This window comes from Ornithinimicrobium cerasi (assembly GCF_003702705.1).
GTDB lineage: Bacteria > Actinomycetota > Actinomycetes > Actinomycetales > Dermatophilaceae > Ornithinicoccus > Ornithinicoccus cerasi.
Window position 1 is genome coordinate 19,743 of the sequence record NZ_QZMN01000015.1, and the last position, 24,126, is coordinate 43,868.

The following is a 24,126-nucleotide window of genomic DNA, read 5'->3' on the forward strand; positions in this document are numbered from 1 at the left end:
CAGGGTGCCTCCCACGAACGAAGGGGCGTCCCATGACCACCACCTCCCGAGGCCAGCGTGACCGGCTCCGCTTCGACCGTCTCGACCGGCTCGCCACCACCGTCGTGCTCTGGTTCGTGGTCGGCGGGGCGGCGGCATACCCCCTCTTCGTCGCCCTCGACTGGGCACTGCGCCGCCAGGTCACCCTCACCGGTGTGCCCGTGGATCTCGGACCTCAGGACGCCGGTGTCGGCGAGGTCGTCGGTGGCCCCGCCGAGGCCGTCGTCCTGGTGGGCGACGTCGGCGCGGGTCACTTCACCCTGCTGATGCTGTCAGCCGTCCTGGCGGTCGTGGCGGCGGTCTGGGGAGGGGTGCTGCTCAGCCGGTTCCTCCACGACCTCGGTGCGGGTGCTCCCTTCGCCTCGGCGAACGTCCGGCGGCTGCGGGTCGTCGCGCTCCTGCTCATGCTCGTGCCGCCGGTCTCCGAGGCGGTCTACAGCCTGGCGAGAGGCCTGATCATCGACGCCGCGGGAGGCGTGGGCTTCATGCTCTCGTTCACCCCCGGGTGGCTGGTCGCGGGGCTGCTCGTGGCGGCCGTCGCCCAGGCGTTCGCCGCCGGGAACCGCCTCCAGGACGACGTGGAGGGGCTGGTCTGATGCCGCCGGAGGACGACCACCGCGTCGTGTGCCACCTCGACGACCTGCTGGCGGCCCGGGGGATGACGGTCACCGCACTCGCGGAGGCCGTCGGGGTCACCCCGGTGAACATCTCGGTGCTCAAGAACGGCCGGGCGAGAGCCGTCCGCTTCTCCACCCTCACGGCGATCTGCGACGTGCTGGGTTGTCAGGTGGGGGACCTGCTCAGCGTCGAACCGGTCTCCCTGTCCGTCACGGTCCCCAGGTAGACCGTGTTGGTGGAGGTGCGGTCCTGCAGAGGGTTCGGGAACTCGACGACCTCCGCGGTGACGTCGGTGAACACCGCCCTCAGGATCTCGAGGTAGCTCTCGTCCGGAGGGTCGTTGGACCACAGGGCGTAGACGCCCCCGGGCCGGATCAGCCTCGCGAGCGCCTCGGTCCCGGAGAGTCGGTAGAAGGGTGCGCTGCCGTCGGCGAGCAGGTGTCGCGGGGAGTGGTCGATGTCGACGACGACCGCGTCCGCGAGGGCGCCCGGGTGGTCGGGGTCGAGGCCGCCGCCTGCCGCCATCGCGAAGAAGTCGCCGTGCACCAGACGGCACCGCCCGTCCGTGGTGAGCTCCTGACCCAGGGGGACCAGGTGCTGCTGGTGCCAGGCGATGACCGGCTCGAGCGCGTCGACCACGACCAGGTCCCGGACCCGGGGGTCCTCCAGCACCGCTCGCGCCGTGTAGCCGAGGCCGAGGCCGCCGACGACCACCGAGAGGTCGGTGCCGGTGAGCCGGGCCAGCGCCAGCCGGGCCAGCTCCTCCTCGGCGACCGTGAAGAGGCTCGACATGAGGAACTCCTCGCCGAGCTTGACCTCGTGCACCTCCCTCCCGGTGACCGGCTCCCGGCGCCGACGCAGGCTCACCTCCCCGAGGGGCGTCGCAGCCCAGGCCAGCTCCTCGAAGCGTGCGCTCACGTCCTCGTCCCCGCCCGGCCGTCCCGAGCCTGCACCGGCAGCGGTGCGGCGTCGGGCCGCAGCTGCCCCAGCCGGCTGGTGAAGGCCTCCGCGCGCACGGTGGCGGCCTTGAGCTCGGCGACGCGCTCCTGGGCGGTGGCGCGGGTGCGGTCGACGACGGCCCGAGCGGCCGCGCGGCCGTCCTCGGTGCCCTCCGGTCCTCTCAGCACGTCCAGAGCCACGAGCAGGTCACGGATCTCTTCGATGGTGAAGCCCAGCGGCTTCATGGGCATGACCAGGAGGAGCCGCTCGATCCCGGCCGCGTCGTACAGCCGGAAGCCACCCTCGGTCCGCGCAGCAGGCTCGACCAGCCCCATCTCCTCGTAGTAGCGGATGGTGCGGTGGGACAGGCCGGTGCGCTCGGCCACCTCCCCGATGTGGACCAGGGCCGTCCCTCCCGTCACGAGACGTCCCGACCGCCGGTGTCGAACATGGGCAGCAGGCTGCCGGCGGGCAGCTCGGTCTCGACGGTGCCCATGCGCCACCTGTCGGTGAACAGGGCGACGAGGGTGCCGTCGGTGCGCCGCAGGACCTCGGCCCCGTGCTTGCCGTCGACGGCCGGGGTGGCGCTGGCCGTGGTGCGGCGCGCGATCCCGTAACCCAGGGGTTCCAGGACGGTCCGGGCGCCGAACTCGTGCTCGAGGCGGTGCGTGGCGACCTCGAACTGCATCGGCCCGACGGCGGCGAGGACGGGTGCCTGCGCGCCGCGGCGGTCGGAGACCAGAACCTGCACGACACCCTCCTGGTCGAGCAGGTCGATCCCGCGTCGGAACTGCTTGGACCGACCGGTGTCGCGGGCGCGCACGACGGCGAAGTGCTCGGGGGCGAAGCGGGGGAGCGGCGGGTAGCGCACGGCCGGGCCGTCGTGCAGGGTGTCGCCGACGTGCAGGGCGTGGGCGTTGACGAGACCGACGACGTCACCGGGGTATGCCTGGTCGATCGTCTCCCGCTCGCGACCGAAGACGGACTGGGCGTACTTGGTCTGGAACGGGCGCCCGGACGCCCCGTGGGTGAGGATCATGCCGCGCTCGAACCGCCCCGAGCAGACCCGCATGAACGCGACCCGGTCCCGGTGCGAGGGGTCCATCCCGGTCTGCACCTTGAAGACGAACCCGGAGAAGGGTGCGTCCACCGGCCGTGGCCGACCCTGGACGTCCTGCCAGGCCTGCGGCGGCGGCGCCAGGGAGGTGATCGCGGCCAGCAGCTCGGCGACACCGAAGTTGAGGACCGCGGCCGTGAACAGCACCGGTGTGGTGCGCGCGGCGAGGAACTCGGCCTGCTCGTGGACCTGCCCGGAGGCGGTCAGCAGCTCCAGCTCCTCCACCGCGGTGCGCCACTCCCGTCCGTGCCGGCGGGCGGCCTCGGCGGCGTCCAGCTCCTCACGGCGGGCCACGGTCGCACCGCCCGGGGTGCGGGTGAACTGGGTCATGGTGTCGGCGGCCGGGTCGAGCACGCCGCGGAAGTCGCCGGCGATGCCGACCGGCCAGTTCAGCGGGGTGGGGAGGATGCCGAGGCGGCTCTCGATCTCGTCCAGCAGCGCCAGCGGTTCCTGCCCCGGGCGGTCCCACTTGTTGATGACGGTGATGACCGGGGTCCCGCGGACCCGGCACGCCTCGAACAGCTTCAGGGTCTGCGGCTCCAGCCCCTTGGCGGCGTCCAGCAGCATGACGGCGCAGTCGACGGCGGAGAGCACCCGGTAGGTGTCCTCGGAGAAGTCGGCGTGACCGGGGGTGTCCAGCAGGTTGAGGACCACGTCGTCAACCGTGAGCTGCAGCACCGCCGAGGTGATCGAGATGCCGCGGGCCTGCTCCATGTCGAGCCAGTCCGAGACGACACCCCTGCGTGAGCCCTTGCCGTGCACCGCCCCGGCCTGGGCGATGGCGCGGGCGTGCAGGGCCAGCGCCTCGGTCAGGGTCGACTTGCCCGCGTCGGGGTGGGAGATGACCGCGAAGCTGCGCCGACGGGAGGCCTCAGCCGTCACGTCCGCGGAGGACGCACTCATGTGTCCCCCTGCGCGCCGGGCAGACGGGTGGTGCTGGAGGAGGAGGACATCTGCTCAGTCTAACGTTGCGGCAGAGTTGGTCGGTCAGCGTCGTCGCGCATCACCGACCAGCTCAGCGGCACGCCCGGCGAGGGGCACTGAGCGGATGCGCGTCCCGCCGGGCGGGTCTGATCAGGTGAACTTCCGCCACCACTTGGGCTCGACCTCGCCGACCGCCAGCGTCCGCACCCTGATCTCGCTGAACGCGCCGTAGTGCAGGACCTTGAGCCGCCACATCGCGGGGTCCCGCGCCCCTGGCGGGTCGGACTTCTCGTCGCTGAACAGGGACGCCCCACCTCCCCACTCCACGTCCACGCCGGGCGGGACGATGATCTTGCAGTCCGCGAACCCGCCGTAGATCCGCAGCTCGACCACGGGCGAGGTGACGACCGCCTCGCGCAGGTCGAGCCGGACCTCGGAGAAGCCCTGCACGAGGGACAGCACCGCCGGCACCTCCCACCGTCCGGTCCGCCGCACGGTGCTGAAGAACCCGGTCAGCGAGGTGCCCGGGTCGCCCGTCCGTGCCGGCAGGTGCGCGGCGGGACCGCCACCGTGCTGGTATGCCGGGGGCTGGGCGGGTGCGGCTCGCCACGGCGGGGTGTCCTCGGCCGCCGGTCCGCCGATGATGGTCATCGGCCGGTCGACGTCCTCGACCGGGCCCGGCAGGGGAGGGGCTGGATGCTGCTGCGGCTGGCGTTCGTCCGGTGTCCCCGTCATGGGCACAACCTACGCCGCGCCGCCGCCGGCCGACAGTGACGACTGTCACCGGCGGTAGGTTGATCGAGCCGAATCCGCGACGAAGGGGACACGACCATGAGCGAGCGCAGCCGCCCGGTTCCGGGAGACCACCTCCGGGACTACGGCCCCGACCCGCACCGCGGCGAGGAGGTCGAGCAGCGGTCACCGGGTGAGCGCGCCTCGGCGCTCGACCCGCGCACGCTCAAGATCCGGTGGGGCGGGCTGCTGGCCGGCCTCCTCGGCGCAGCGCTCGTCTACCTCCTCATGGGTGACGTCGAGCACCCCGCCAAGCTGACCGCGGCGACCGCGGTCCTCATGGGCGTCTGGTGGATGACCGAGGCGCTGCCGATCCCGGCGACCGCCCTCGTGCCCCTCATCGTGTTCCCGGTCCTGGGCCGGGACGTGAGCGTCGACGACGTCGGCGCCTCCTACGGCAACAACATCATCTTCCTGTTCATGGGCGGCTTCCTGCTGGCCCTGGCGATGCAGCGCTGGAACCTGCACCGCCGGATCGCCCTCGTCACCGTCCGCGCCATGGGGACCAACCCCGCCATGGTGGTCGCCGGCTTCATGGTGGCCACCGGGTTCCTGTCGATGTGGGTCAGCAACACCGCGACCGCGGTGATGATGCTGCCCATCGGCGTCTCGGTGCTCATGCTCGTCGCCAACCTCTCCGACGACGTGGACGCGCCCGCCTCCCCCGGTGACGGGAGCGAGATGGACCTGGAGAGCGAGGCGGTCAAGGAGGCCGTCATCAAGTCCAACTTCGGCACCGCGCTGATGCTGGGCATCGCCTACGCCGCCTCGATCGGCTCCCTCTCCACGATCATCGGCACGCCGCCCAACACCCTCCTGGTGGGCTACCTCGACGAGGCGCACGGCGTCTCCATCGGCTTCGGCCAGTGGATGCTCGTCGGCCTTCCGCTGGCGATCGTCTTCCTGGTCATCTGCTGGTTCCTCCTGACCAAGGTCCTCTTCAAGCCCGAGATCGACAAGATCCCCGGCGGCCGCGAGCTGATGACCGAGGAGATCGGCAAGCTCGGCCCGATGTCCCAGGGCGAGATCCGGGTGCTGGCGATCTTCGTGCTCGCGGCGCTGTCCTGGGTCTCCGTCCCGCTCCTCTTCGACGAGCCGCCGATCTCCGACGCCGGCATCGCGATGGCCGTCGGACTGCTGCTCTTCCTCCTGCCCGCGGGCGCCAACCGCGGGGTCCGGCTGCTCGACTGGGAGAGCGCCGTCCAGCTGCCCTGGGGCGTGCTCCTGCTCTTCGGCGGAGGGCTCGCGCTGTCGCGCCAGTTCGGCGACTCCGGCCTGACCGCCTGGATCGGCGAGCAGGCCTCCGGGCTCGGCGGTCTGCCCGTGGTGCTCCTCGTCGTCGTCTTCACCGCGGCGATCATCTTCCTCACCGAGCTCACCTCCAACACGGCGACCGCCGCGACCTTCCTGCCGGTCGCGGGCGGGATCGCCGGCGGGCTCGACGTGGACCCCATGCTGCTGGCCATCCCGGTGGCGCTGGCGGCCACCTGCGCGTTCATGCTGCCGGTGGCGACCCCGCCCAACGCGATCGCGTACGGCTCCGGCTACGTGACCATCCCGCAGATGATGCGGGGCGGGCTGTGGCTCAACCTCGTCGGCATCGTGCTGATCACGGTGACCGTCATGACCCTGGCCGTGGGGGTCTTCGGCATCGTCTACTGACCTCGGGTATGCCGTGGGGCCGGGTCCGCGCACGAGCGACCCGGCCCCACGGCATACACAGGACTCAGGGGCGGTGCGGCAGGCGCACGTCCACCCAGACCAGCCGGTGGTCGCTGGTCGGGAACGGGAAGGTGCCCACCAGCCGGAACAGCGGGTCGTCCGAGGTCGGCCAGAACACGCCGGCGTCGAGGATGCGCAACGAGGTGCTGGGCAGCACGTAGTCGACCCGCAGGTTGCCGGGCGCCCCGTCGGCGAAGTCGGCCGTGTCGAAGGCGGGGTCGCCGCGGTGGGTCAGGTTGGCACCGCCCTGGAGGGCGGCCTGCTCCACCGCGCCTGCGCTCGCCGGGGTCATCGAGGTGTTGACCCGGGGGTGCTCGAGCAGCTGGTGGATGGCACCGTCGAGGGAGTCCCCGTCGAGGGGGTCGGCGTTGTAGTCGCCGACGATGACGAACCGCTCGCCCGGCTTCAGACCGCCCGTGCCGCCCTCGTCGTCGTAGATGTAGGACGACTGCCGCGGCGAGCCGACGTAGTCGGCCCAGAAGCGGATCTCGTCGTGGTTGCGGCGGCCGTTGCGGTCCTCCGGGCCGTCGAAGGTCGGCGGCGTGGGGTGGGCGGCGAGCACGTGGACGACCTTGCCGCCGACGTCGACCGGCACGTCCCAGTGCGACTTGCTCGACAGCGGCAGCTCGGCCAGCTCGGCGGGGGAGTACCACCCTTCCGGCAGCACGTTGCCCGGCATGTCCGCCCAGCGGAAGTGCTGGAAGGTGCGGACCGCGTCCATGTCGATCGGGTAGCGGGAGTAGACGACCATGCCGTACTGGCCAGGGAAGAAGCCGAAGCCCCAGGCGTCGTCCGGCCCGGCGATCACGCCGTTGTTGTTGAGGTCGAACCCGCTGGGGACGCCGGTGTTGGACGGCGCGATGTAGGCGTAGGGGTAGTCGACCGGGTCGGCGCCGTTCTGGCCGACGGCCAGGTAGTTGTCGCGGAACAGGTCCTCGTTGCCCGGTGCGTAGTCGAACTCGTTGATGAGCACCACGTCGGGACGGGTGCGCTGGATGGTCTCGGCGACGTTGCGCGCCTGCAGGTTGTCGGGGGTCGACAGGTCGGCGGCGAGCTCGCCGTCCGCGTTGCGGTTGAGGGAGGCGTTGAAGGTCGCCACGCGCAGGTCGTGGTCCGGCGGCCCGGTAGGTCCGGGCGCGGCCTGCGCCGGGACCAGGGCGGCTCCGGCGAGCGCGAGGGTGAGGGTGGTGGAGGCGACGACGGCGCGGCGGGTCAGAGACGTCATACCCGGCAACCTAGAGGGGTATGGCGAACGCCGCACCCGGGTGCGGTGAAGCGCTGGTGGACGAGCGGTGTGGGAGAGTTCGTCCTATGAGCGAGAGGACCGCGACGACGCGGCTCAGCGAGTCCGAGCGGCGTCTGGTCGAGACCACCGGCATCGAGGTGATCGACGAGGGCCAGCGCACCGCGAAGCCGTCGGACCTGTTCTGGCCGTGGTTCGCCGCCAACGTGTCGGTCTTCGGGATCAGCTACTCCAGCTTCGTCTACGGCTTCGGCATCAGCTTCGTGCAGGCGCTGGTCGTCACCGTCGTCGGGATCGTGCTGTCCTTCCTCGCCTGCGGGATCATCGCGATCGCCGGCAAGCGGGGGTCGGCCCCCACGATGGTCCTCTCGCGGGCAGCCTTCGGGGTGAACGGGCAGAAGGTGCCGGGGGTCTTCTCCTGGCTCATCTCCATGGGCTGGGAGACCTTCCTGGCGATCATGGCGGTGCTGGCCACGGCGACGGTGTTCCGCCAGCTCGGCTGGAGCGACGGGACGACGACCAAGGTGCTGGCCTGCGCGGTGATCGCCGGGCTCATCGTGCTCGCCTCCGTCGCCGGCTACCACACGATCATGCGGATGCAGTCGGTGCTGACCTGGGTCACCGGTGCGGTGACGATCGCCTACGTGGCGATGACGCTGGACCGGGTCGACCTGGGCGCCGTGATGGCACGGGAGGCCGGGCCGCTGGAGGCCGTCATCGGGGCGCTCGTCCTGCTGATGACAGGCTTCGGCCTGGGCTGGATCAACATCGCCGCCGACTGGTCGCGCTACCAGCGCCGGGACGCCCCGGGCGCCTCGATCGCGTTCTGGAACACCCTCGGCGGCGCGCTGGCGCCGACCCTGCTCGTCATCTACGGACTGCTCCTCATCGGCTCCGACCCGGCGCTGGAGGAGGGCATCGTCAACGACCCGATCGGCACCCTCGCGACGATCCTGCCCCTCTGGTTCCTGGTGCCCTTCCTCCTCGCCGCGGTCCTGGCGCTGGTGAGCGGCGCGGTGCTGGGCATCTACTCCTCGGGGCTGACCCTCCTCTCGCTGGGGGTGAAGATCCCCCGCCCGACCGCGGCCCTCATCGACGGCACCATCCTGACCCTGGGCACCATCTGGGTCGTCTTCTTCGCGCAGAGCTTCCTCGCGCCGTTCCAGAGCTTCCTCATCACCCTCGGCGTGCCGATCGCGGCGTGGGCGGGCATCCTCATGGCCGACGTCGCGCTGCGCCGCCGCGACTACGACGAGCGGGCGCTCTTCGACCGCACCGGCCGGTACGGCGACTGGAACTGGGTCGCGATCGGGATCATGGCGGTCGCCTCCGTCATCGGCTGGGGACTGGTCATCAACCTCTTCGCCGACGCTGCGCCGTGGAACAACTGGCAGGGCTACCTGCTCGGGCCGATCGGGGGCAGGGAGGGCACCTGGGCGTGGGCCAACACCGGCGTGCTCGTGTCCCTGGCCATCGGCTTCCTCGGCTGGCTGGCCCTGGGCCGCTCGATCGTGCGCCGGCAGGAGGAGGGCCTCACGCCCGCGGCCGACGCCCGCCCCGACCGCGTGGTCACGTCGTGACCGCTGAGCCCTGGCTCGTGGTGGTCGACGCGCAGCGCGTCTTCGCCGACCCCGCGTCCCCGTGGTGCGCCCCGCGGTTCGCGGGGACGGTCGAGCCGATCCACCGCCTCGTCGCCCAGCACGGCGATCGGGTGGTCCAGACCCGGTGGGTCCCTCCCCACGTCAAGCACGGGTCCTGGGTCCCCTACTTCGAGCAGTTCCCCTTCGCCGACCGTGAGCCGCACGACCCCCTCTTCGAGCTGGTCGAGGAGATCGAGGGCCTGCACCTGCCCCACACGGTCACCGAGCCGACCTTCGGCAAGTGGGGGCCGCAGCTGCGCGGGGTCGTCGGTCACGACGCCCACCTCGTGCTCGCGGGGGTCGCCACCGACTGCTGCGTCCTGTCGACGGCGCTGGCCGCGGCGGACGCCGGCTGCCTGGTGGAGGTCGTCGCCGACGCGTGCGCGGGCAGCAGCGACGAGGCCCACGAGCGGGCCCTCGAGGCTATGCGCCTCTACGCGCCGCAGATCCTCGTGCGCTGACGGGCGGTCCGCCCGTCGGACGGAGGCCGCCGGGATCGCCGCTCGGGCGTCCCGAGCACGACCGGCGCGTGAACGCCGGGTGAACGGGTGCACAATGGTCGCTCGTGAGCGCCGAGCTGACCGTCCTCGTGCTGGTGGTCGTCGTGGCCCTGGCCTTCGACTTCACCAACGGCTTCCACGACACGGCGAACGCGATGGCGACCTCCATCGCCACCGGTGCGCTCGCGCCCCGCGGGGCGGTCGCGCTGTCCGCGGTGCTCAACCTCGTCGGGGCGTTCCTGTCCGTCGAGGTCGCGCTGACCGTGACCAACTCGGTGATCAACATCCAGGACGCCGACGGCGCACCACGGCCGGAACTGCTCGGGGACGGTGGGCTCGCACTGCTGGTCGTGCTGCTCGCCGGCCTGGTCGGCGCCATCCTCTGGAACGTCCTGACCTGGCTCCTCGGCCTGCCGTCCTCCTCCTCCCACGCGCTGTTCGGCGGGTTGATCGGCGCCACCGTCGCCTCGCTGGGCTGGGGCGGGGTGAAGTGGGTGGGCGACGGGAGCAGGCTGGACGGGGTCATCGGCAAGGTCGTGCTCCCGGCCCTGATGTCGCCCGTCATCGCGGTGGCGGTCGCGGCCGTCGGTACCTGGCTGGTCTACCGCATCACCCAGGGGGTCGCCGGGCGCTACCGGGAGAACGGCTTCCGCTGGGGCCAGATCGGGTCCGCGTCCCTGGTGTCCCTGGCCCACGGGACCAACGACGCGCAGAAGACCATGGGCATCATCACCCTCGCGCTCATCGCGTCCGGGCAGTGGACCGACACCGGGAGCGTGCCGTTCTGGGTCAAGGCCTCCTGCGCGCTCGCGATCGCCGTGGGCACCTACCTGGGCGGCTGGCGCATCATCCGCACCCTCGGGAAGGGGCTGGTGGAGATCTCCTCGCCGCAGGGGATGGCCGCCGAGTCGTCCTCGGCCGCCGTCATCCTCACCGCGAGCCACCTCGGCTTCGCCATCTCCACGACGCACGTGGCCACCGGGTCGATCCTCGGCTCCGGGGTCGGCCGCCGCGCCGAGGTGCGGTGGGGCGTCGCCGGCCGGATGCTCGTGGCCTGGCTGATCACCCTGCCGATGGCCGGTCTCGCCGGAGCCCTGACCTGGTGGATCGGGAGGCTGGCCGGTGGCGGGGCCGTGGCCGCCGCCGTGATGACGGCCCTGCTCGTCGCCGCCTGCTGGTGGATGTGGCGCCGCTCGCGGCAGCGACCGGTCAACAGGCACAACGTCAACGAGGACTGGGACGGGGCCGCGTCACCCGACGGGGGCACGACGGCACCCGCCCGGTCGACCACGGAGGTGGAGTGGTGAACGGGCTGCTCGGCCACGCCCTGCAGGGCGCCGCCCAGGTCCTCCTCGTCGGGCTGCTGCTCGGCGCAGGCCTGCCCGCGATCTTCGCCCTGGGCATCCGGGCCCTCGCCTGGGCCGAGGGCGGGGACGCCGAGGTGTCCCACGCGGAACCGCAGCCCCTGGGCCGGTTGCTGGCCTACCTCTGCTTCGCGGTCGCGGGGATCGGCGTGCTCCTCGGCCTCGCGGTGATCGTCAGCGGCGGCGTCGGCATGGAGCTGGTGATGGACGGCCTGGTCCCGACCATCAGGAGGGAGGGGTGAGCGTGGCGGAGCCGGAGCGTCGGCCGGGGGTCATCTCCCGGGTCGTGAGCTGGCTGCGCGCGGGCTACCCGGACGGGGTCCCGACCGGGGACTACGTCGCCCTGCTCGGGGTGCTGCGCCGTCGGCTCGGCGAGGCCGAGATCCAGGCCATCGCCGAGGAGCTGGCCGCGCAGCGCGACCTGGGCCTGACGTCGGAGCGCGTGCGTGAGCTGATCCGTGAGCACTCGCTTCTCGACCCGCACGAGGAGGACGTCGCCCGCGTCAGCGAGGTGCTCGCGAGTACCGGCTACCCGGACGAGGACGAGGACGAGGACGAGGCGGAGGGCGAGCAGGACGAGGCGGGCCGAGGCCTCAGCCCCGACCCCTGAGCACCGCGAGCAGCGCCAGCCCGTAGGCCTCCTCGGCGTCGGGGTGGACGAACGTCTGCGGCGCGCCCTCGATCAGGGCGACCACGGCATACTCCCGGCCCTGCATCCCCAGGCCCACGAAGTCGTGCCCGAGCACCGCGCGGAGCTGGTCCTCCCGGGGTAGCCACAGGGTCTCCTCCAGGTTCACGGAGTCCAGCGCCCACTCGGTCACCCCGTTGAAGCCGATGACCGACCCGCCGACGAAGGTGTGCACCTCGACCGTCATGTCGGCCAGGTAGAAGACCTCCTCCCCGAGGGCAGGGCGGTCGACGACGAAACGGTCGCCCGGCAGGGGCGACCAGTTCAGTCCGGCGTCGAGCAGGCGTCGGGCGAGCTCCGTGGACAGCATCGACCCAGTATGACGAGGGGCCGGCCTGCGAGCAGGCCGGCCCCTCGTGGCGTGCTGGGGAGGTCAGGCGCGGGCGGCGACCCGGTCCCGGGCGTCGTCCGGGCGGGCGCGCAGGCCGATCCCTCCGAGGATCATGGCGACCCCGACACCCATCGCCATCGCGGCGACGCCGAAGGCGACGACCGAGGTGAAGAGCGAGGCGCGCAGGAACGAGGCCGACATCGCGACCTGGCGCAGGGGGTCCTCGCGGTCCAGCTCGGCGTAGGTCTTGCCGCCGGTGGACTCCAGGGCGTGCTTGTCGATGATCTGGGCCTGGGAGTAGGCGGAGAACGGGCCGTCGACCGTGTCACCCTGCAGGAAGGCGGCGTCGTCGGCGACCGTGACGTTGGCCCGGCTCAGCTCCTGGCTGACCAGGACGTAGGTGGCTCCGCCAGCAATGACGAAGATGAGTCCGAGGACGATGAGGATGGTACCCATGGCGCGGCTGGTGCGCATGTCTGTGTGCCTTTCTGGCGGTGGTTGACGCGTCAATACTACACACAATAGGAGTAATGCCGTCCGACATGCCGGACAATGGTGCCAATGCCCTCCGAACCCACCCTGACCGACCTCGTCCCCCCGGGGGCGGCCGCGAGCGACCCCGACGCCCTCTACGAGGTGTTCGCGACCTGGGCGCAGGAGCAGGGACGGCCGCTGTACCCGCACCAGGAGGACGCCTTCCTCCACCTCCTCGACGGCAGCAACGTCGTGCTCGCCACGCCGACCGGCAGCGGCAAGTCGCAGGTCGCGACGGCCGCCCTGTTCGCGGCGCTCGCCGCCGACCGGGTGGCGTTCTACACCGCCCCGATCAAGGCGCTGGTGAGCGAGAAGTTCTTCGACCTCTGCCGCACCTTCGGAGCCGAGAACGTCGGGATGCTCACCGGTGACGCCGCCGTCAACGCGGACGCCCCGATCGTCGTGTGCACCGCGGAGATCCTGGCCAACATCGCGCTGCGAGAGGGAGCCGGGGCCGACGTCGGCATGGTCGTCATGGACGAGTTCCACTACTACGCCGAGCCCGACCGCGGCTGGGCCTGGCAGGTGCCGCTCCTCGTGCTGCCCCAGGCGCAGTTCCTGCTCATGTCGGCCACGCTCGGGGACATCTCCGGCATCACGGAGGACCTCTCCGCACGCACCGGCCGGGAGACGGCCTCGGTCACCGGCACCGAGCGCCCGGTCCCGCTGCACTTCGCCGACAGCCTGGTGATGACGCACATCACGGAGACCGTCGCCGACCTGCTCCTGGAGCGGCGGGCGCCCGCCTACGTCGTCCACTTCACCCAGAAGGAGGCGCTGGAACGCGCGCAGGCGCTGCTGTCGACCCCGCTGCTGAGCAAGGAGGAGAAGGAGGCGGTCCGCGAGAAGATCGGCGCCTTCCGGTTCACGGCCGGCTTCGGGCGGACCCTGTCCAAGCTGGTGCGCCACGGCGTGGGCGTGCACCACGCCGGGATGTTGCCGCGCTACCGCCGGCTCGTCGAGCAGCTGGCCCAGGACGGGCTGCTCAAGGTCATCTGCGGCACCGACACCCTCGGCGTCGGCATCAACGTGCCGATCCGCACGGTGCTGTTCACCGGGCTGGCCAAGTACGACGGGACGCGCTCCCGGATCCTGCGGGCCCGCGAGTTCCACCAGATCGCGGGGCGTGCCGGGCGGGCGGGCTACGACACCGAGGGGTATGTCGCCGTGCAGGCCCCCGAGCACGCCATCGACAACTTCAAGGCGGTGGAGAAGGCCGGGGACGATCCGAAGAAGCTGCGTAAGGTGCAGCGCAGGAAGCCCCCGGAGGGTTTCATCAGCTGGACCGAGGAGACCTACGCCAAGCTCGTCTCCGCACCGCCGGAGCCGCTGGTGTCCCGGATGCGCGTCGACCACTCGATCATCCTCAACACCGTCGCCCGGGCCGGCGACCCCGTCACCAACCTGGCCCGGCTTCTCCGGGACAACCACGAGGAGCCCCGCGCGCAGGCCCGTCTGCAGCGCAAGGCGATCGCGCTGGGCCGCTCGATGCTCGACAGCGGCATCCTCGTGCGGGCGGACCCGCCGGGTCCGGGAGGCCGCACCGTGGACCTGGCCCCCGGCGTGGCGGAGAACTTCGCGCTCAATCAGCCGCTGGCCCCCTTCGCCCTGGCGGCCCTGGACCTGTTCGACCGGGAGGACCCGGCCTACGCCCTCGACGTCGTGTCCGTCGTGGAGGCGGTGCTCGACGACCCGATGCCGGTGCTGGTGGCGCAGCGCTACCGTGCCAAGGGCGAGGCGGTGGCCCGGATGAAGGCGGACGGGATCGAGTACGACGAGCGGATGGCGCTGCTGGACGACGTCACCTGGCCGCGCCCGCACGCCGAGCTGCTCGAGGGCACGCTGGCGATCTACCGGCAGACGCAGCCGTGGGTGCGCGAGGACGCCCTCTCCCCGAAGTCGGTCGTGCGCGACATGTGGGAACGCGCGATGAGCTTCACCGAGTTCGTCGGGTTCTACCAGCTCGCACGCTCGGAGGGGGTGCTGCTGCGCTACCTCACCGACTGCTACCGCACGCTGCGCCAGACGCTCCCTGCGTCGGCGCTCACCGAGCAGCTCGAGGACGTCGTGCACTGGCTCGGCGAGACGATCCGCCAGACCGACTCCTCGCTGCTGGAGGAGTGGGAGGCGCTGACCGACCCCGACCTCGTCGCGGCGGCGCTAGCCCGCGAGGCCGCCGGGGAGGCGGCCGTGCCGACGCGGCCGATCACGAGCAACGAGCGCGCGTTCCGGGTGATGGTCCGCAACGCCGCCTGGCGACGCGTCGAGCTCGTCGCCGACGACGCCTGGGAGGCGCTGGGCGAGCTGGAGGCACAGGTCGCGGCCCTGCCCGAGGCGGCCCTCGAGCCGCTGATGTCCCGGCAGGACTGGGACGAGGCGATCGAGGGCTACTACGACGAGCACGGCTCGGTGGTCCTCGACGCCGACGCGCGCGGCCCCCTGCGGCTCGCGGTGGAGCCGTTGCCGGGGGAGCGCTCGGCGATCACCGACGGCCGCCCGGGGCGGGTATGGCGTGTGGTCCAGACCCTCACCGACCCCGCCGGGCACCTCGACTGGGTGATCGAGGCGGAGTGCGACCTCGACGCCAGCGACCTCGTCGGCGAGCCGGTGCTGCTGGCGACGGCGATGCGGCGCCTCTGAGCCCTAGGGTGGTCGGACACCCGCGAGAGGACACGCCATGACCGGCACCGACGGACCCGGGATCGTCGTGAGCCAGCACGTCCCGGCACCCGTGGACGTGGTCTGGCGGTCGTGGGCCTCCGCCGCGGGCTGGGCACGGTGGTGGTGGCCGCAGTGGCCGGACACCGTCTACGAGGTCGACCTCCGCCCCGGCGGGGGCTACCTGGCGCGCAGCGCTGTCGGCAGGGCCGGCGTCGAGGGCGAGGTCGTGGCGGCCGACCCCCCTGGAACCTTCGAGCTGACGTGGCGGTGGGACGGCGAGGGTGTCGAGGACCGGGTGCTGGTGCGCCTCGGGACCGAGGGGGAGGGGACCCTGGTCACGGTGCGCCACCGGACGTCCGCCCCCGGGCCGGACAGCTACCGCCAGGGCTGGGAGTTCGTGCTCGGCAACCTCGCCCGGGTGCACTCCGCGGCCGACGAGCGGCTCTGACCGGGGGACGTGACCCTGGATCACCCCGTGAGCCTGTGTCACGTGGCCGCAGGGTCAGAGCACCCCGTCGAGGTAGTCGAGGACCGAGGTCCGCACCGGCATGAGGTAGACGTGCTGGCCGTGCTCCTGGGCGACGTCGATCACCCGGCGTGCCAGGTCGCGCTGCCACTGCAGCGTCAGCTCGAAGTCCCTCGGGAAGGCGACCATGTTGCGCCGCCTCCAGTAGCCGACCGACGCCGGCGTGGTCACCGTCGTCGCCCCCCACCACACCTCGAGGTCCTCCGGGAGCAGCGCCGACCACGCCCGCAGGTAGGAGGTGTCGAAGAAGGGCTGGGTGAAGACACCGGCCGCGCCCGCGGAGAGCTTGCGCTCCAGGTAGCGCATCTCGGCGGCGATCCCGTTGCGGTAGGGGTCGAGACCGGCATACACCTTGACGTGCGGCAGCTCGGCGCGGAACCGACGGATCACGTCGACGGCGTCCACCGGGTAGGTGTGGTGGGTGAAGTAGTCGGCGTCGTCCCCGGAGACCACGAGCACCTCCTCGACACCGTGCTCCACGATGGCCTCGGCCATCGGGAGCGGGGCGTCGGGGTCGACGTCCGCAGCCCGCACGTGCGGGATCGCCGGATAGGCCCTGCCGTCGGGTCGCGCGGGAAGGGCGCGCAGCACCCCGCACGCGTCCCAGCTGCGGAGCTCGAACTTCAGCAGGTCGGGCACGTTGATGGTGCTCACCCACGGCAGGCGGGATGCGATGTCGCCCACCTCGGCGGCCAGCGACTCGGCGCTGCGCGGGACGAGCTCGACGGAGATACGGGTCTGGGGGCCGGTCATTGCGGCCCATTCTGGCGATCTTCGACGCAGGTCGCGAAATCGGCGTCGGGGGCGAGGCTCCTGCGGCCAGGACGGCCGACGACCGAAGGCCAGGGCTGATGCGCACGGTCCAGGACGTGCCGACCGATCGTCTCGTTGCGCGACGCGCGGCGCGGTGGTCGAATCAGCCATGGGACTGCGCGACCTCCTCACCTCGGTCCGGCGGCGGCTGCGGCTGCCGCCCGTGGGCAGGGGCCGTTCTCCCGTCCCCCCGCACCAGCTCCCGGACGTCCCCTCCGTCGTGTCCGCGCTCCGGACCCTGCACGAGGAGCTGCCGCCCGGGGACGGCGTGCGACAGTTCAACCGGATGTACCTCCAGGTCACCGAGCTGGTCGGCCGACGACTGGGGGAGGGCTACTTCCGGAACGCGGAGTTCATGGAGCGCCTGGACGTCGTCTTCGCCCACCTCTACCTCGACGCCGTCCGCGACGACCGGGAGGGGCGGGTGCTGCCGCAGTGCTGGGAGCCGGTCTTCGCGAGCCGCGCGGCCCCGCTGGCACCGATCCAGTTCGCCGTCGCCGGCATGAACGCCCACATCAACCACGACCTCCCCGTGGCCGTCATCACGGCCTGCGAACAGCTCGGTCTGAACCCCCGCAGCCGTGGCGTGCGGGAGGACTACGACAAGGTCAGCCTCCTCCTCGCCGAGGTGCACGAGGAGGTGCGACGGTCCTTCGTGCGCAGCGTGATCCCGGAGGTCGACCGCGAGCTGAGCCCGCTGCTGACCCTCGTCGGCTCGTGGAGCGTAGGCCGCGCCCGGGACGCGGCCTGGGTCAACAGCGAGGTGATGTGGGCCCTGCGCGCTACCCCGCAGCTGCGCGAGGAGTTTCGGGTGAGCCTGTGCCGGTCCGTCGGGCTGGCGGGGCGGACGCTGCTGGTCCAGGTGCCGGAGCCGGTATGAGGCCGCGCCTCGCCGGTCGGGGGCCAGGGGTCAGCGCAGCAACGGACCCAGCCAGCGCTCCGCCTCCTCGACCGACCAGCCCTTGCGTGCGGCGTAGTCCTCGACCTGGTCCGACCCGATCCGCCCGACGGCGAAGTACGTCGACTCGGGGTGCCCGACGAGCAGGCCGGAGACCGCGCTGTTGGGGCGCATCGCGCCGTGCTCGGTCAGCGTCATGCCGGCGGCGCGCTCGGCGTCGAGGAGCCGCCAGAGCGTCTCCTTCTCGGTGTGGTCGGGCTGAGCCGGGTAGCCCGGGGCGGGGCGGATCCCGTCGTAGCGCTCCTTGATGAGCTCCTCGACCGGCAGCTCCTCCTCCGCGGCGTAGCCCCACAGCCGCACCCGCACCTCGCGGTGCACCCACTCGGCGAAGGCCTCGGCCAGCCGGTCGGCCAGCACCTGCACCATGATCGCGCCGTAGTCGTCGTGCTCCTCGCGCAGCTGTGCGGCGAGCTCCTCCGCCCCGTGCACCGAGACGGCGAACGCGCCGACGTGGTCGCCCTCGGGTGCCACGAAGTCCGCGATCGCGGCATACCCGCCCTGGCTGCGCTCCCGCTGCTGACGGAGGGTATGGAGGCGCGTCGGCTCGTCCTGCGCATCCAGGACGATGTCGTCCCCCTCGCGGTGGGCCGGCCACAGCCCCACGACGCCACGCGCGCGCAGCAGCCGCTCGTCGAGGAGCCTGCGCAGCCAGCGCTGCCCGTCCTCCCACGTCGTGCGGGCCTGCGGGCCGACCTTCGGGTCGTCGAGGATGCGCGGGTAGGAGCCGCGCAGCTCCCAGGCGGTGAAGAACGGGGTCCAGTCGATGATCTCGACCAGCTCCTCCAGCGGCGGCTCGACGACCTGGGTGCCGAGGAGCGCCGGCGCCACCCCGACGGGCCGGTCGACGGCGCGCGAGGACGCCCGGGCCGCCTCCAGGGGCACAAGTGGGACGTCCTTGCGGCCGTGCCGCTCCCGCAGCTCGCCGTAGGTCGTCGCCAGCCGGTCGCGCAGCTTCTCCTCCGCGCCGATCGCGTCCGCGACCACCCCGACAGCTCGGGACGCGTCGAGGACGTGGGCGACGGTGCCCTCGTAGGCGGGGTCGATCTTCACGGCCGTGTGCGCCGCGGAGGTGGTCGCGCCGCCGATGAGCAGGGGGGTGGTCAGACCGCGCCGCTGCATCTCGGTGGCGAGGGAGACCATCTCGTCAAGGCTGGGGGTGATGAGGCCGGAGACGCCGACGACGTCGGCACCGAGCTCGTCGGCCCGGGCGAGGATCACCTCGGCCGGCACCATGACGCCGAGGTCGGTGACCTCGTAGCCGTTGCAGCCCAGGACCACCCCGACGATGTTCTTGCCGATGTCGTGCACGTCGCCCTTGACCGTCGCGAGCACGACGCGCCCCTTGAGCGAGGACCCCGTGCCGTTGCCGGCGGCCTTGGCAGCCTCGAGGTAGGGGGTGAGGTGGGCGACCGCCTTCTTCATCACCCGGGCGGACTTGACGACCTGCGGAAGGAACATCTTGCCCGCGCCGAAGAGGTCGCCGACGACGTCCATCCCGGCCATGAGCGGCCCCTCGATGACGGCCAGCGCCGAGCCCAGCTCCTGGTAGGCCTCCTCGGCGTCCTCGACGACGTGGGCGTCCAGCCCGTGCACCAGTGCGTGCCGCAGACGGGAGGCGACCGGCTCCTCGCGCCAGGCGAGCTTCGCGGCGGCGGTCGGGACGGGGCCGCCCCCGGCCTCCGTCTCGGCCTTGATCCGCTCCGCGAGCTCGATCAGCCGCTCCGTCGCGTCCGCCCGGCGGGCCAGGACCACGTCCTCGACGCTCTCGCGCAGCTCCGGGTCGAGCTCGGCGTAGACACCGAGCATCCCGGCGTTGACGATGCCCATGTCCAGCCCTGCGCGGATCGCGTGGTAGAGGAAGACCGCGTGCATCGCCTCGCGGACGACGTTGTTGCCACGGAAGCTGAAGGAGACGTTCGAGACGCCGCCGGAGACCAGCGCCCCGGGCAGGTTGGCCTTGATCCAGCGGGTGGCCTCGATGAAGTCGAGCGCGTAGCGGTCGTGCTCCGACATGCCCGTGGCGACGGTGAGGATGTTGGGGTCGAAGATGATGTCGTGGGCGGGGAACGGGTCCGGCAACGCGTCGGAGGGCTCGGTCAGCAACCGGAAAGCCCTCTCGCACACAGCGATCCGGCGCTCGTAGCTGTCCGCCTGCCCGGTCTCGTCGAACGCCATGACGACGACGGCGGCGCCGTAGCGGCGCACGACCGCGGCCCGCCGCAGGAACTCCGCCTCGCCGTCCTTGAGCGAGATGCTGTTGACCACGCCCTTGCCCTGGATGCAGCGCAGCCCCGCCTCGAGGACCTCCCAGCGCGAGGAGTCGATCATGACCGGCACGCGGGCGACGTCCGGCTCGCCGGCGAGCAGGTTGAGGAAGTGCGTCATCGTCGCCGGCCCGTCGAGCATGCCTTCGTCGACGTTGACGTCGATGAGCTGGGCACCGGACTCGACCTGCTGACGGGCGATCGCGACCGCGGCGTCCCAGTCCTCCTCCTTGACGGCCCGGGCGAACCGGGGGCTGCCGGTGAGGTTGGTCCGTTCCCCGACGTTGACGAAGTTGACCTCGGGGGTGATCGTGAACGCCTCCAGCCCCGACAGGCGCAGGTGCGCCGCGCCCTGGTCGGCCGGGGCGGGAGGGTCGGACGGGATATCGCGGATCGTCGATCGGGGGGCGACCCCGTCGACCGCGGCGGCGATGGCCGCGATGTGGTCCGGCGTCGTGCCGCAGCAGCCGCCGACGATGTCGAGCAGGCCCTCGCGCGCCATGTCCCCCAGCACCCGGGCCATCTGCTCGGGGGTGTCGTCGTAGCCGCCGAAGGCGTTGGGCAGCCCGGCGTTGGGGTGGACGGAGGTGAGGGCGGGCGAGGCCGACCCCAGCTCGCGCAGGTGGGGGCGCATGGCCTCGGCCCCGAGCGCGCAGTTGAGCCCGACCGAGAAGAGGTCGGCGTGCTCGGTGGAGATGGCGAAGGCCTCCGGGGTCTGACCGGAGAGGGTACGGCCGGAGGCGTCGGTGATGGTGCCCGAGAGCATGACCGGGACCCGGTGCAGACCGGCGTCTTGCCTGGCCGCCTGCACGTCCGCGATCGCGTGGAGGGCGGCCTTGGCGTTGAGCGTGTCGAAGACGGTCTCGACGAGGAGCAGGTGGGCGCCGCCCTCGAGGAGGGCCGCCGCCTGCACGGCATACGCCTCGCGCAGCTGGTCGTAGGTGACGCTGCGCAGCTCGGGCCGCTCGACGTCGGGGGAGAGGGAGAGGGTGCGGTTGGTCGGGCCGAGCGAGCCGGCGACCCAGCGGGGCCGACCCGTCTCCGCCGTGACCTCGTCGGCGACCTGCCGGGCGACGCGCGCGGCGGCGACGTTGAGGTCGTGCACCAGGTCCTGGGTGCCGTAGTCGGCCTGGGCGATCGAGGTGGCGCTGAAGGAGTTGGTGGTGAGGATGTCGGCCCCCGCCTCCAGGTAGGCGCGGTGGACGTCGGCGATGACGTCCGGCCGGGTCAGCCCGAGCAGGTCGAAGTTGCCCCTCAGGGCCGTGTCGCGGTGCGCCGCCCACTGCGGGCCGTCGCCGTGGAAGTCCTCCTCGGTCAGGTCGACCTGCTGAAGCATCGAGCCGTAACCGCCGTCCAGGACGAGGATTCTGCCGTCGGCAGCCGCCCGCAGGGCCGTCAGGACGGGCGATGCTTCGGTCGGGGCGGTCTCGGGCAGCACCTCCCCACTCTAGGTGCCGTGGGGTCAGGCGCCCAATCAGCGACCGCTCACCGCATCTTGCTCTGCTCCCAGCGCTCGGGCAGGTTGTTCCACCCGCAGACCGGGCAGATCATGAACTCGGGGTGCTCGTGGCGCGGGGGCTCGTCCGCCAGGGCGGCACGGGCCTTGTCGATGACCGCGCGCAGCAGGCTCGGCTTGCGGCAGGTCGGGCACTCGGTGGTCTCGGTGGTGTCGTGGTCTCCCATGGGACGAGAGTGGCAGGCCCGGACCGTCCTGACAACGGTCGAGGCCGGGCGGTCAGCGGATCTGGCCGCGGACCTCACCGCCGGGGAAGTCCCCGGGACCGGTGTTCGTCTCGCCCGTGCCGTCGTTGGTGTGGACGTTGACGTAGGCGTCGCCCGCCTCGAACGCGGTGATGAGGTCCTCCATCGACATCCCGGCCAGCGGGCCGATGAGGTCGTCCTCGGTGATGGTGCCGGTGGCGAGCACGCCGTTCGTCGCCCCGCCGCCGAGGGGGAGCGGGCCGGCCAGGAAGGCCACCACCGGTCCGTTCGTGCCGGCCTCACCCAGGTGGATGTGCGCCGCGACGACGTTGTCGATGTTGGCGACGATCAACCGGTAGTCCAGCTCCGTCCGGTCGCCGGACAGCTTGAGCACCGTCGTGCCCCGCGCCCTCGTCTCCCTCTCCGGCACCTCGTTCGCGCTGCTGAGCCGGGCGGTGTAGGTGTCGGTCGCCTGGGCGGGTCCGACGAGCCCGAGGCTCACCAGGACCACCACCGGGGCCAGCACGAGACGGTTCGTCCTCACCGCATCCTCCTGGGCTTCGTCGCCGGGCCGGGCGGGGCGCTCGGCCCTCGGTTCATGGTCGACCGCCCGGGGGCAGGTGTCAACGCCGTCCGAGTGTCCCGTGTATCTGCCGGCCGGTGCCCGCCTCCGAGCAGGTGCAGGACCCGACCGAGAAGAGGAACCGTCATGGGTGCAGCACCGACACGCCGCAGGATGTCGTCCGTCCGGAGGGCCGAGCACGACCTGGCCCTCGCGATCGAGGCGGCGTCGGCCGACGAGTCGTCCCCACCGGTCGACAGCGACGACGACGCCAGGGTGTCCGCAGCCGTCGACGCCATCCTGGCGAGGGCGGGGGGAACGGAGATGGACGAGGCGGGGGCGGACTCCGGTGTCCTCACGCCGCGTCCTCCGGCTCGCGTCGTGGTCCGGCTGGACGCCCTCGAGGTCACCCAGGAGGTCCAGGACCTGCCGCACTCGGTGCCGCTGGTCGCGGGCAAGTCGACCATCGTGCGGGCCTACCTGAGCAGGCCGGGCACCGCCGTCACCGTCCGGGGGGAGCTGCGGGTCGCGCGCTCGGTCCGGGGGCCGTGGCGCAGCGTGCCCTCGCTCGGCACCGCCCAGCTCTCACCGTCCCGCCAGGGGACGACGCCGGAGGACCTCCGCTCGCGCCGGGCCGACCTGCGCTACAGCCTCAACTTCCGCCTTCCCGCCGACCTGGTGGCCGACCCCGGCACCCTGTGGCTGCGGCTGGGGACGCTGCGCCGCTCCCGCGGGGTCGGCGCCGTCCCCTCGGTGGCCCACGTCCGGCGGCACCGCCGCACGCTCAGCCCAGGCGTCCCGCTGCGGCTGCGCCTCGTGCTCCTCCCCTACACCTCCGGCGGCACGACCCACACCCCCACGGCCACGGACGTCGACCACCTCCGGTCCTACCTCCGCCGCGCCTACCCGGTGAGCGAGGTGCTGATGACGACCCGGACGGTCCCGGCCTCCAGCCCGGCCCCCTTCACGGCTGCGCAGGTCAACGCCCAGCTGGCCGCGATCCGCGCGGTGGACGTCGCCACCGGCACGGACGCCCGGACCCACTACTACGGGATGGTCTCGTCCGGCGGGTTCTTCATGAGGGGCCAGGCGTCCGGCATACCGGGCACGCCCCAGCCCGCCACGGTCGCCTCCGGGCCCACCGGCAGCTCGGGGTTCGCCTGGGACACCGACGGGTCGTGGGGCGACTGGTACGGCGCGCACGAGCTCGGGCACACGCTGGGCCGTCTGCACGCGATGTTCTGCGGTGCGGGCGGCGGCGGTCCCTACCCGTTCGCGAACGGCCAGCTCTCCGACGCGGACCAGGCGTTCGTCGGGATCGACGACGGCGAGACCGCGCTCGGGCTGCCGACCAGGGTGTGGCAGCCGATCACCTCGCACGACGTCATGACCTACTGCGACGACCAGTGGCTCAGCTCGTTCACCTACCAGGGCATCTACGACCGCCTGGTCGCCGAGAACGCCCTCGCCTCCGGCGCCGTTCCGGGCGCGGGGGCCGGCGCCGACGGGGGAGGATGGGGTATGCGTCTGTTCGCCTCGCTCAACCTGGACCGTGCCGAGGGGTCGATCGCCGCGGTGCTGCCGACCGAGCTGGTCGGGGAGGCAGCCGTCGACAGCGCCGCGGACGAACGGGACGCCCGGGACGACCGTGGGGACGGGGCGGGGCGGACGGCCACGGTGGTCAGCCAGGTCCTGGATGCCGACGGGACGGTGCTGGACGAGCGTCCGGTCCCCTTCGTCCTGAGCAGCTGCGAAGACCCCGACGAGGACGTGACCGCCACCGTCGACGCGGTGCTGCCGGACCGGGAGGGCGCGGCCGTGGTCCGCCTGCTCGTGAACGGCACCGTGGTGGCCGAGCACCAGGTCGGCGGCCGGGCCGTGGCGCCCTCGCTGCCGGACACCCAGACCGACACCGGGGGAGACGGGCCGGGCGGGGACGGGCCGGACGTCCTCCACCTCGAGTGGGCGGCCCCGGGCGCGTCGGGCTCGCAGCGGTACGTCGTGCAGGTGAGCAGCGGTCCCGACGGCGAGGTCTGGGAGACCGTCGCGGTCGACCTCGCGGAGCCGGTGCTGGACCTGCCCGGTGACCAGTTCGAGACGGAGACCGTCCGGGTCCGCGTGCTCGCCACCACCGGCACGGGCACGGTGGAGGTCCAGGACGTGCAGGTCCAGCTCCGCTGAACGTCCCGG

The 24,126-nt window shown here is 72.3% G+C and carries 23 protein-coding genes; 12 read left to right on the plus strand and 11 right to left on the minus strand.

Going from position 1 to position 24,126, the window contains the following annotated elements:
• Positions 1-32: 32 nt before the first annotated feature.
• Positions 33-635, plus strand: a complete 603-nt coding sequence (locus D4B81_RS15625; RefSeq protein ID WP_161965212.1) for a DUF2975 domain-containing protein — start codon at positions 33-35, stop codon at positions 633-635.
• Positions 635-883 carry a helix-turn-helix domain-containing protein gene (locus D4B81_RS15630; protein ID WP_122263623.1) on the plus strand — a complete coding sequence of 83 codons (249 nt, stop codon included), beginning with the start codon at positions 635-637 and terminating at the stop codon, positions 881-883. The genes D4B81_RS15625 and D4B81_RS15630 overlap by 1 nt, the downstream gene beginning before the upstream one ends.
• Here the strand turns inward: D4B81_RS15630 and D4B81_RS15635 are convergent.
• The 4 genes from D4B81_RS15635 to D4B81_RS15650 form a co-directional block, all read right to left on the minus strand.
• Positions 823-1,575 carry a polyamine aminopropyltransferase gene (locus D4B81_RS15635; protein WP_122263624.1) on the minus strand — a complete coding sequence of 251 codons (753 nt, stop codon included), beginning with the start codon at positions 1,573-1,575 and terminating at the stop codon, positions 823-825. The genes D4B81_RS15630 and D4B81_RS15635 overlap by 61 nt on opposite strands.
• On the minus strand, positions 1,572-2,018 hold the full coding sequence (locus D4B81_RS15640) for a helix-turn-helix domain-containing protein (RefSeq protein ID WP_122263625.1): 447 nt from the start codon (positions 2,016-2,018) through the stop codon (positions 1,572-1,574). Before D4B81_RS15640 ends, D4B81_RS15635 begins: the two co-directional genes overlap by 4 nt.
• A complete protein-coding gene (locus D4B81_RS15645) occupies positions 2,015-3,616 on the minus strand; it encodes a peptide chain release factor 3 (protein WP_122263626.1) in 1,602 nt (533 codons plus the stop codon). The genes D4B81_RS15640 and D4B81_RS15645 overlap by 4 nt, the downstream gene beginning before the upstream one ends.
• A gap of 171 nt (positions 3,617-3,787) precedes the next feature.
• Positions 3,788-4,372, minus strand: coding sequence for a cell wall-active antibiotics response protein (locus D4B81_RS15650; protein WP_161965213.1), 585 nt, complete (start codon positions 4,370-4,372; stop codon positions 3,788-3,790).
• 96 nt (positions 4,373-4,468) lie between these two features.
• Between D4B81_RS15650 and D4B81_RS15655 the strand changes: the two genes are divergently transcribed.
• Positions 4,469-6,091 carry an SLC13 family permease gene (locus D4B81_RS15655; RefSeq protein WP_122263628.1) on the plus strand — a complete coding sequence of 541 codons (1,623 nt, stop codon included), beginning with the start codon at positions 4,469-4,471 and terminating at the stop codon, positions 6,089-6,091.
• Positions 6,092-6,155: 64 nt separating this feature from the next.
• Here D4B81_RS15655 and D4B81_RS15660 read toward each other — a convergent pair whose 3' ends face one another.
• Positions 6,156-7,376: an endonuclease/exonuclease/phosphatase family protein gene (locus tag D4B81_RS15660; protein WP_122263629.1), complete on the minus strand. Its 1,221-nt coding sequence runs from the start codon at positions 7,374-7,376 to the stop codon at positions 6,156-6,158.
• A gap of 86 nt (positions 7,377-7,462) precedes the next feature.
• Here D4B81_RS15660 and D4B81_RS15665 point away from each other — a divergent pair, with 86 nt between their 5' ends.
• The 5 genes from D4B81_RS15665 (at position 7,463) to D4B81_RS15685 (ending at position 11,508) form a co-directional block, all read left to right on the plus strand.
• Positions 7,463-8,974 carry a purine-cytosine permease family protein gene (locus D4B81_RS15665; RefSeq protein WP_122263630.1) on the plus strand — a complete coding sequence of 504 codons (1,512 nt, stop codon included), beginning with the start codon at positions 7,463-7,465 and terminating at the stop codon, positions 8,972-8,974.
• Entirely contained in the window at positions 8,971-9,495 is a 525-nt protein-coding gene (locus D4B81_RS15670; RefSeq protein WP_122263631.1) for a cysteine hydrolase family protein, read from the plus strand. Before D4B81_RS15665 ends, D4B81_RS15670 begins: the two co-directional genes overlap by 4 nt.
• Positions 9,496-9,599: 104 nt before the next feature.
• Positions 9,600-10,841 (plus strand): inorganic phosphate transporter, encoded by a 1,242-nt coding sequence (locus D4B81_RS15675; protein ID WP_122263632.1) that lies wholly within the window; start codon positions 9,600-9,602, stop codon positions 10,839-10,841.
• The gene (locus tag D4B81_RS15680) at positions 10,838-11,140 is read left to right on the plus strand and encodes a hypothetical protein (protein WP_122263633.1); all 303 of its coding nucleotides are present in this window, start codon (positions 10,838-10,840) and stop codon (positions 11,138-11,140) included. The genes D4B81_RS15675 and D4B81_RS15680 overlap by 4 nt, the downstream gene beginning before the upstream one ends.
• Positions 11,137-11,508 carry a DUF3349 domain-containing protein gene (locus D4B81_RS15685; protein WP_237566048.1) on the plus strand — a complete coding sequence of 124 codons (372 nt, stop codon included), beginning with the start codon at positions 11,137-11,139 and terminating at the stop codon, positions 11,506-11,508. Before D4B81_RS15680 ends, D4B81_RS15685 begins: the two co-directional genes overlap by 4 nt.
• On the opposite strand, the gene D4B81_RS15690 is transcribed toward D4B81_RS15685, so the two are convergent.
• Together D4B81_RS15690 and D4B81_RS15695 are read right to left on the minus strand one after the other, a co-directional pair.
• Positions 11,492-11,896 (minus strand): hypothetical protein, encoded by a 405-nt coding sequence (locus D4B81_RS15690; protein WP_122263634.1) that lies wholly within the window; start codon positions 11,894-11,896, stop codon positions 11,492-11,494. The two genes, D4B81_RS15685 and D4B81_RS15690, sit on opposite strands and share 17 nt — an antisense overlap.
• A gap of 63 nt (positions 11,897-11,959) precedes the next feature.
• Positions 11,960-12,373: an aromatic ring-opening dioxygenase LigA gene (locus D4B81_RS15695; RefSeq protein WP_237566049.1), complete on the minus strand. Its 414-nt coding sequence runs from the start codon at positions 12,371-12,373 to the stop codon at positions 11,960-11,962.
• Positions 12,374-12,478: 105 nt separating this feature from the next.
• Here D4B81_RS15695 and D4B81_RS15700 point away from each other — a divergent pair, with 105 nt between their 5' ends.
• Both D4B81_RS15700 and D4B81_RS15705 read left to right on the plus strand, forming a co-directional pair.
• Positions 12,479-15,091 (plus strand): DEAD/DEAH box helicase, encoded by a 2,613-nt coding sequence (locus tag D4B81_RS15700; protein ID WP_122263636.1) that lies wholly within the window; start codon positions 12,479-12,481, stop codon positions 15,089-15,091.
• A 37-nt stretch (positions 15,092-15,128) separates the two neighbouring features.
• Positions 15,129-15,560 (plus strand): SRPBCC family protein, encoded by a 432-nt coding sequence (locus D4B81_RS15705; protein WP_122263637.1) that lies wholly within the window; start codon positions 15,129-15,131, stop codon positions 15,558-15,560.
• Between the two features lie 54 nt (positions 15,561-15,614).
• Here D4B81_RS15705 and D4B81_RS15710 read toward each other — a convergent pair whose 3' ends face one another.
• Complete coding sequence (locus tag D4B81_RS15710; protein WP_122263638.1) at positions 15,615-16,391, minus strand: methylenetetrahydrofolate reductase; 777 nt, start codon at positions 16,389-16,391, stop codon at positions 15,615-15,617.
• A 169-nt stretch (positions 16,392-16,560) separates the two neighbouring features.
• On the opposite strand from D4B81_RS15710, the gene D4B81_RS15715 reads away from it, so the two are divergent.
• Positions 16,561-17,331 (plus strand): DUF5995 family protein, encoded by a 771-nt coding sequence (locus D4B81_RS15715; protein ID WP_122263639.1) that lies wholly within the window; start codon positions 16,561-16,563, stop codon positions 17,329-17,331.
• Positions 17,332-17,361: 30 nt separating this feature from the next.
• Here D4B81_RS15715 and metH read toward each other — a convergent pair whose 3' ends face one another.
• Genes metH through D4B81_RS15730 form a run of 3 tightly spaced genes read right to left on the minus strand, consistent with a single transcriptional unit; the run spans position 17,362 to position 21,918 of the window.
• Complete coding sequence (gene metH / locus D4B81_RS15720) at positions 17,362-21,111, minus strand: methionine synthase (protein WP_237566050.1); 3,750 nt, start codon at positions 21,109-21,111, stop codon at positions 17,362-17,364.
• Positions 21,112-21,158: 47 nt separating this feature from the next.
• Positions 21,159-21,356, minus strand: coding sequence for a hypothetical protein (locus D4B81_RS15725; RefSeq protein WP_097188834.1), 198 nt, complete (start codon positions 21,354-21,356; stop codon positions 21,159-21,161).
• 52 nt (positions 21,357-21,408) lie between these two features.
• Complete coding sequence (locus D4B81_RS15730) at positions 21,409-21,918, minus strand: CHRD domain-containing protein (protein ID WP_202613723.1); 510 nt, start codon at positions 21,916-21,918, stop codon at positions 21,409-21,411.
• A gap of 192 nt (positions 21,919-22,110) precedes the next feature.
• Between D4B81_RS15730 and D4B81_RS15735 the strand changes: the two genes are divergently transcribed.
• Positions 22,111-24,117, plus strand: a complete 2,007-nt coding sequence (locus D4B81_RS15735) for a hypothetical protein (protein WP_122263640.1) — start codon at positions 22,111-22,113, stop codon at positions 24,115-24,117.
• The last annotated feature ends 9 nt before the right edge of the window (positions 24,118-24,126 follow it).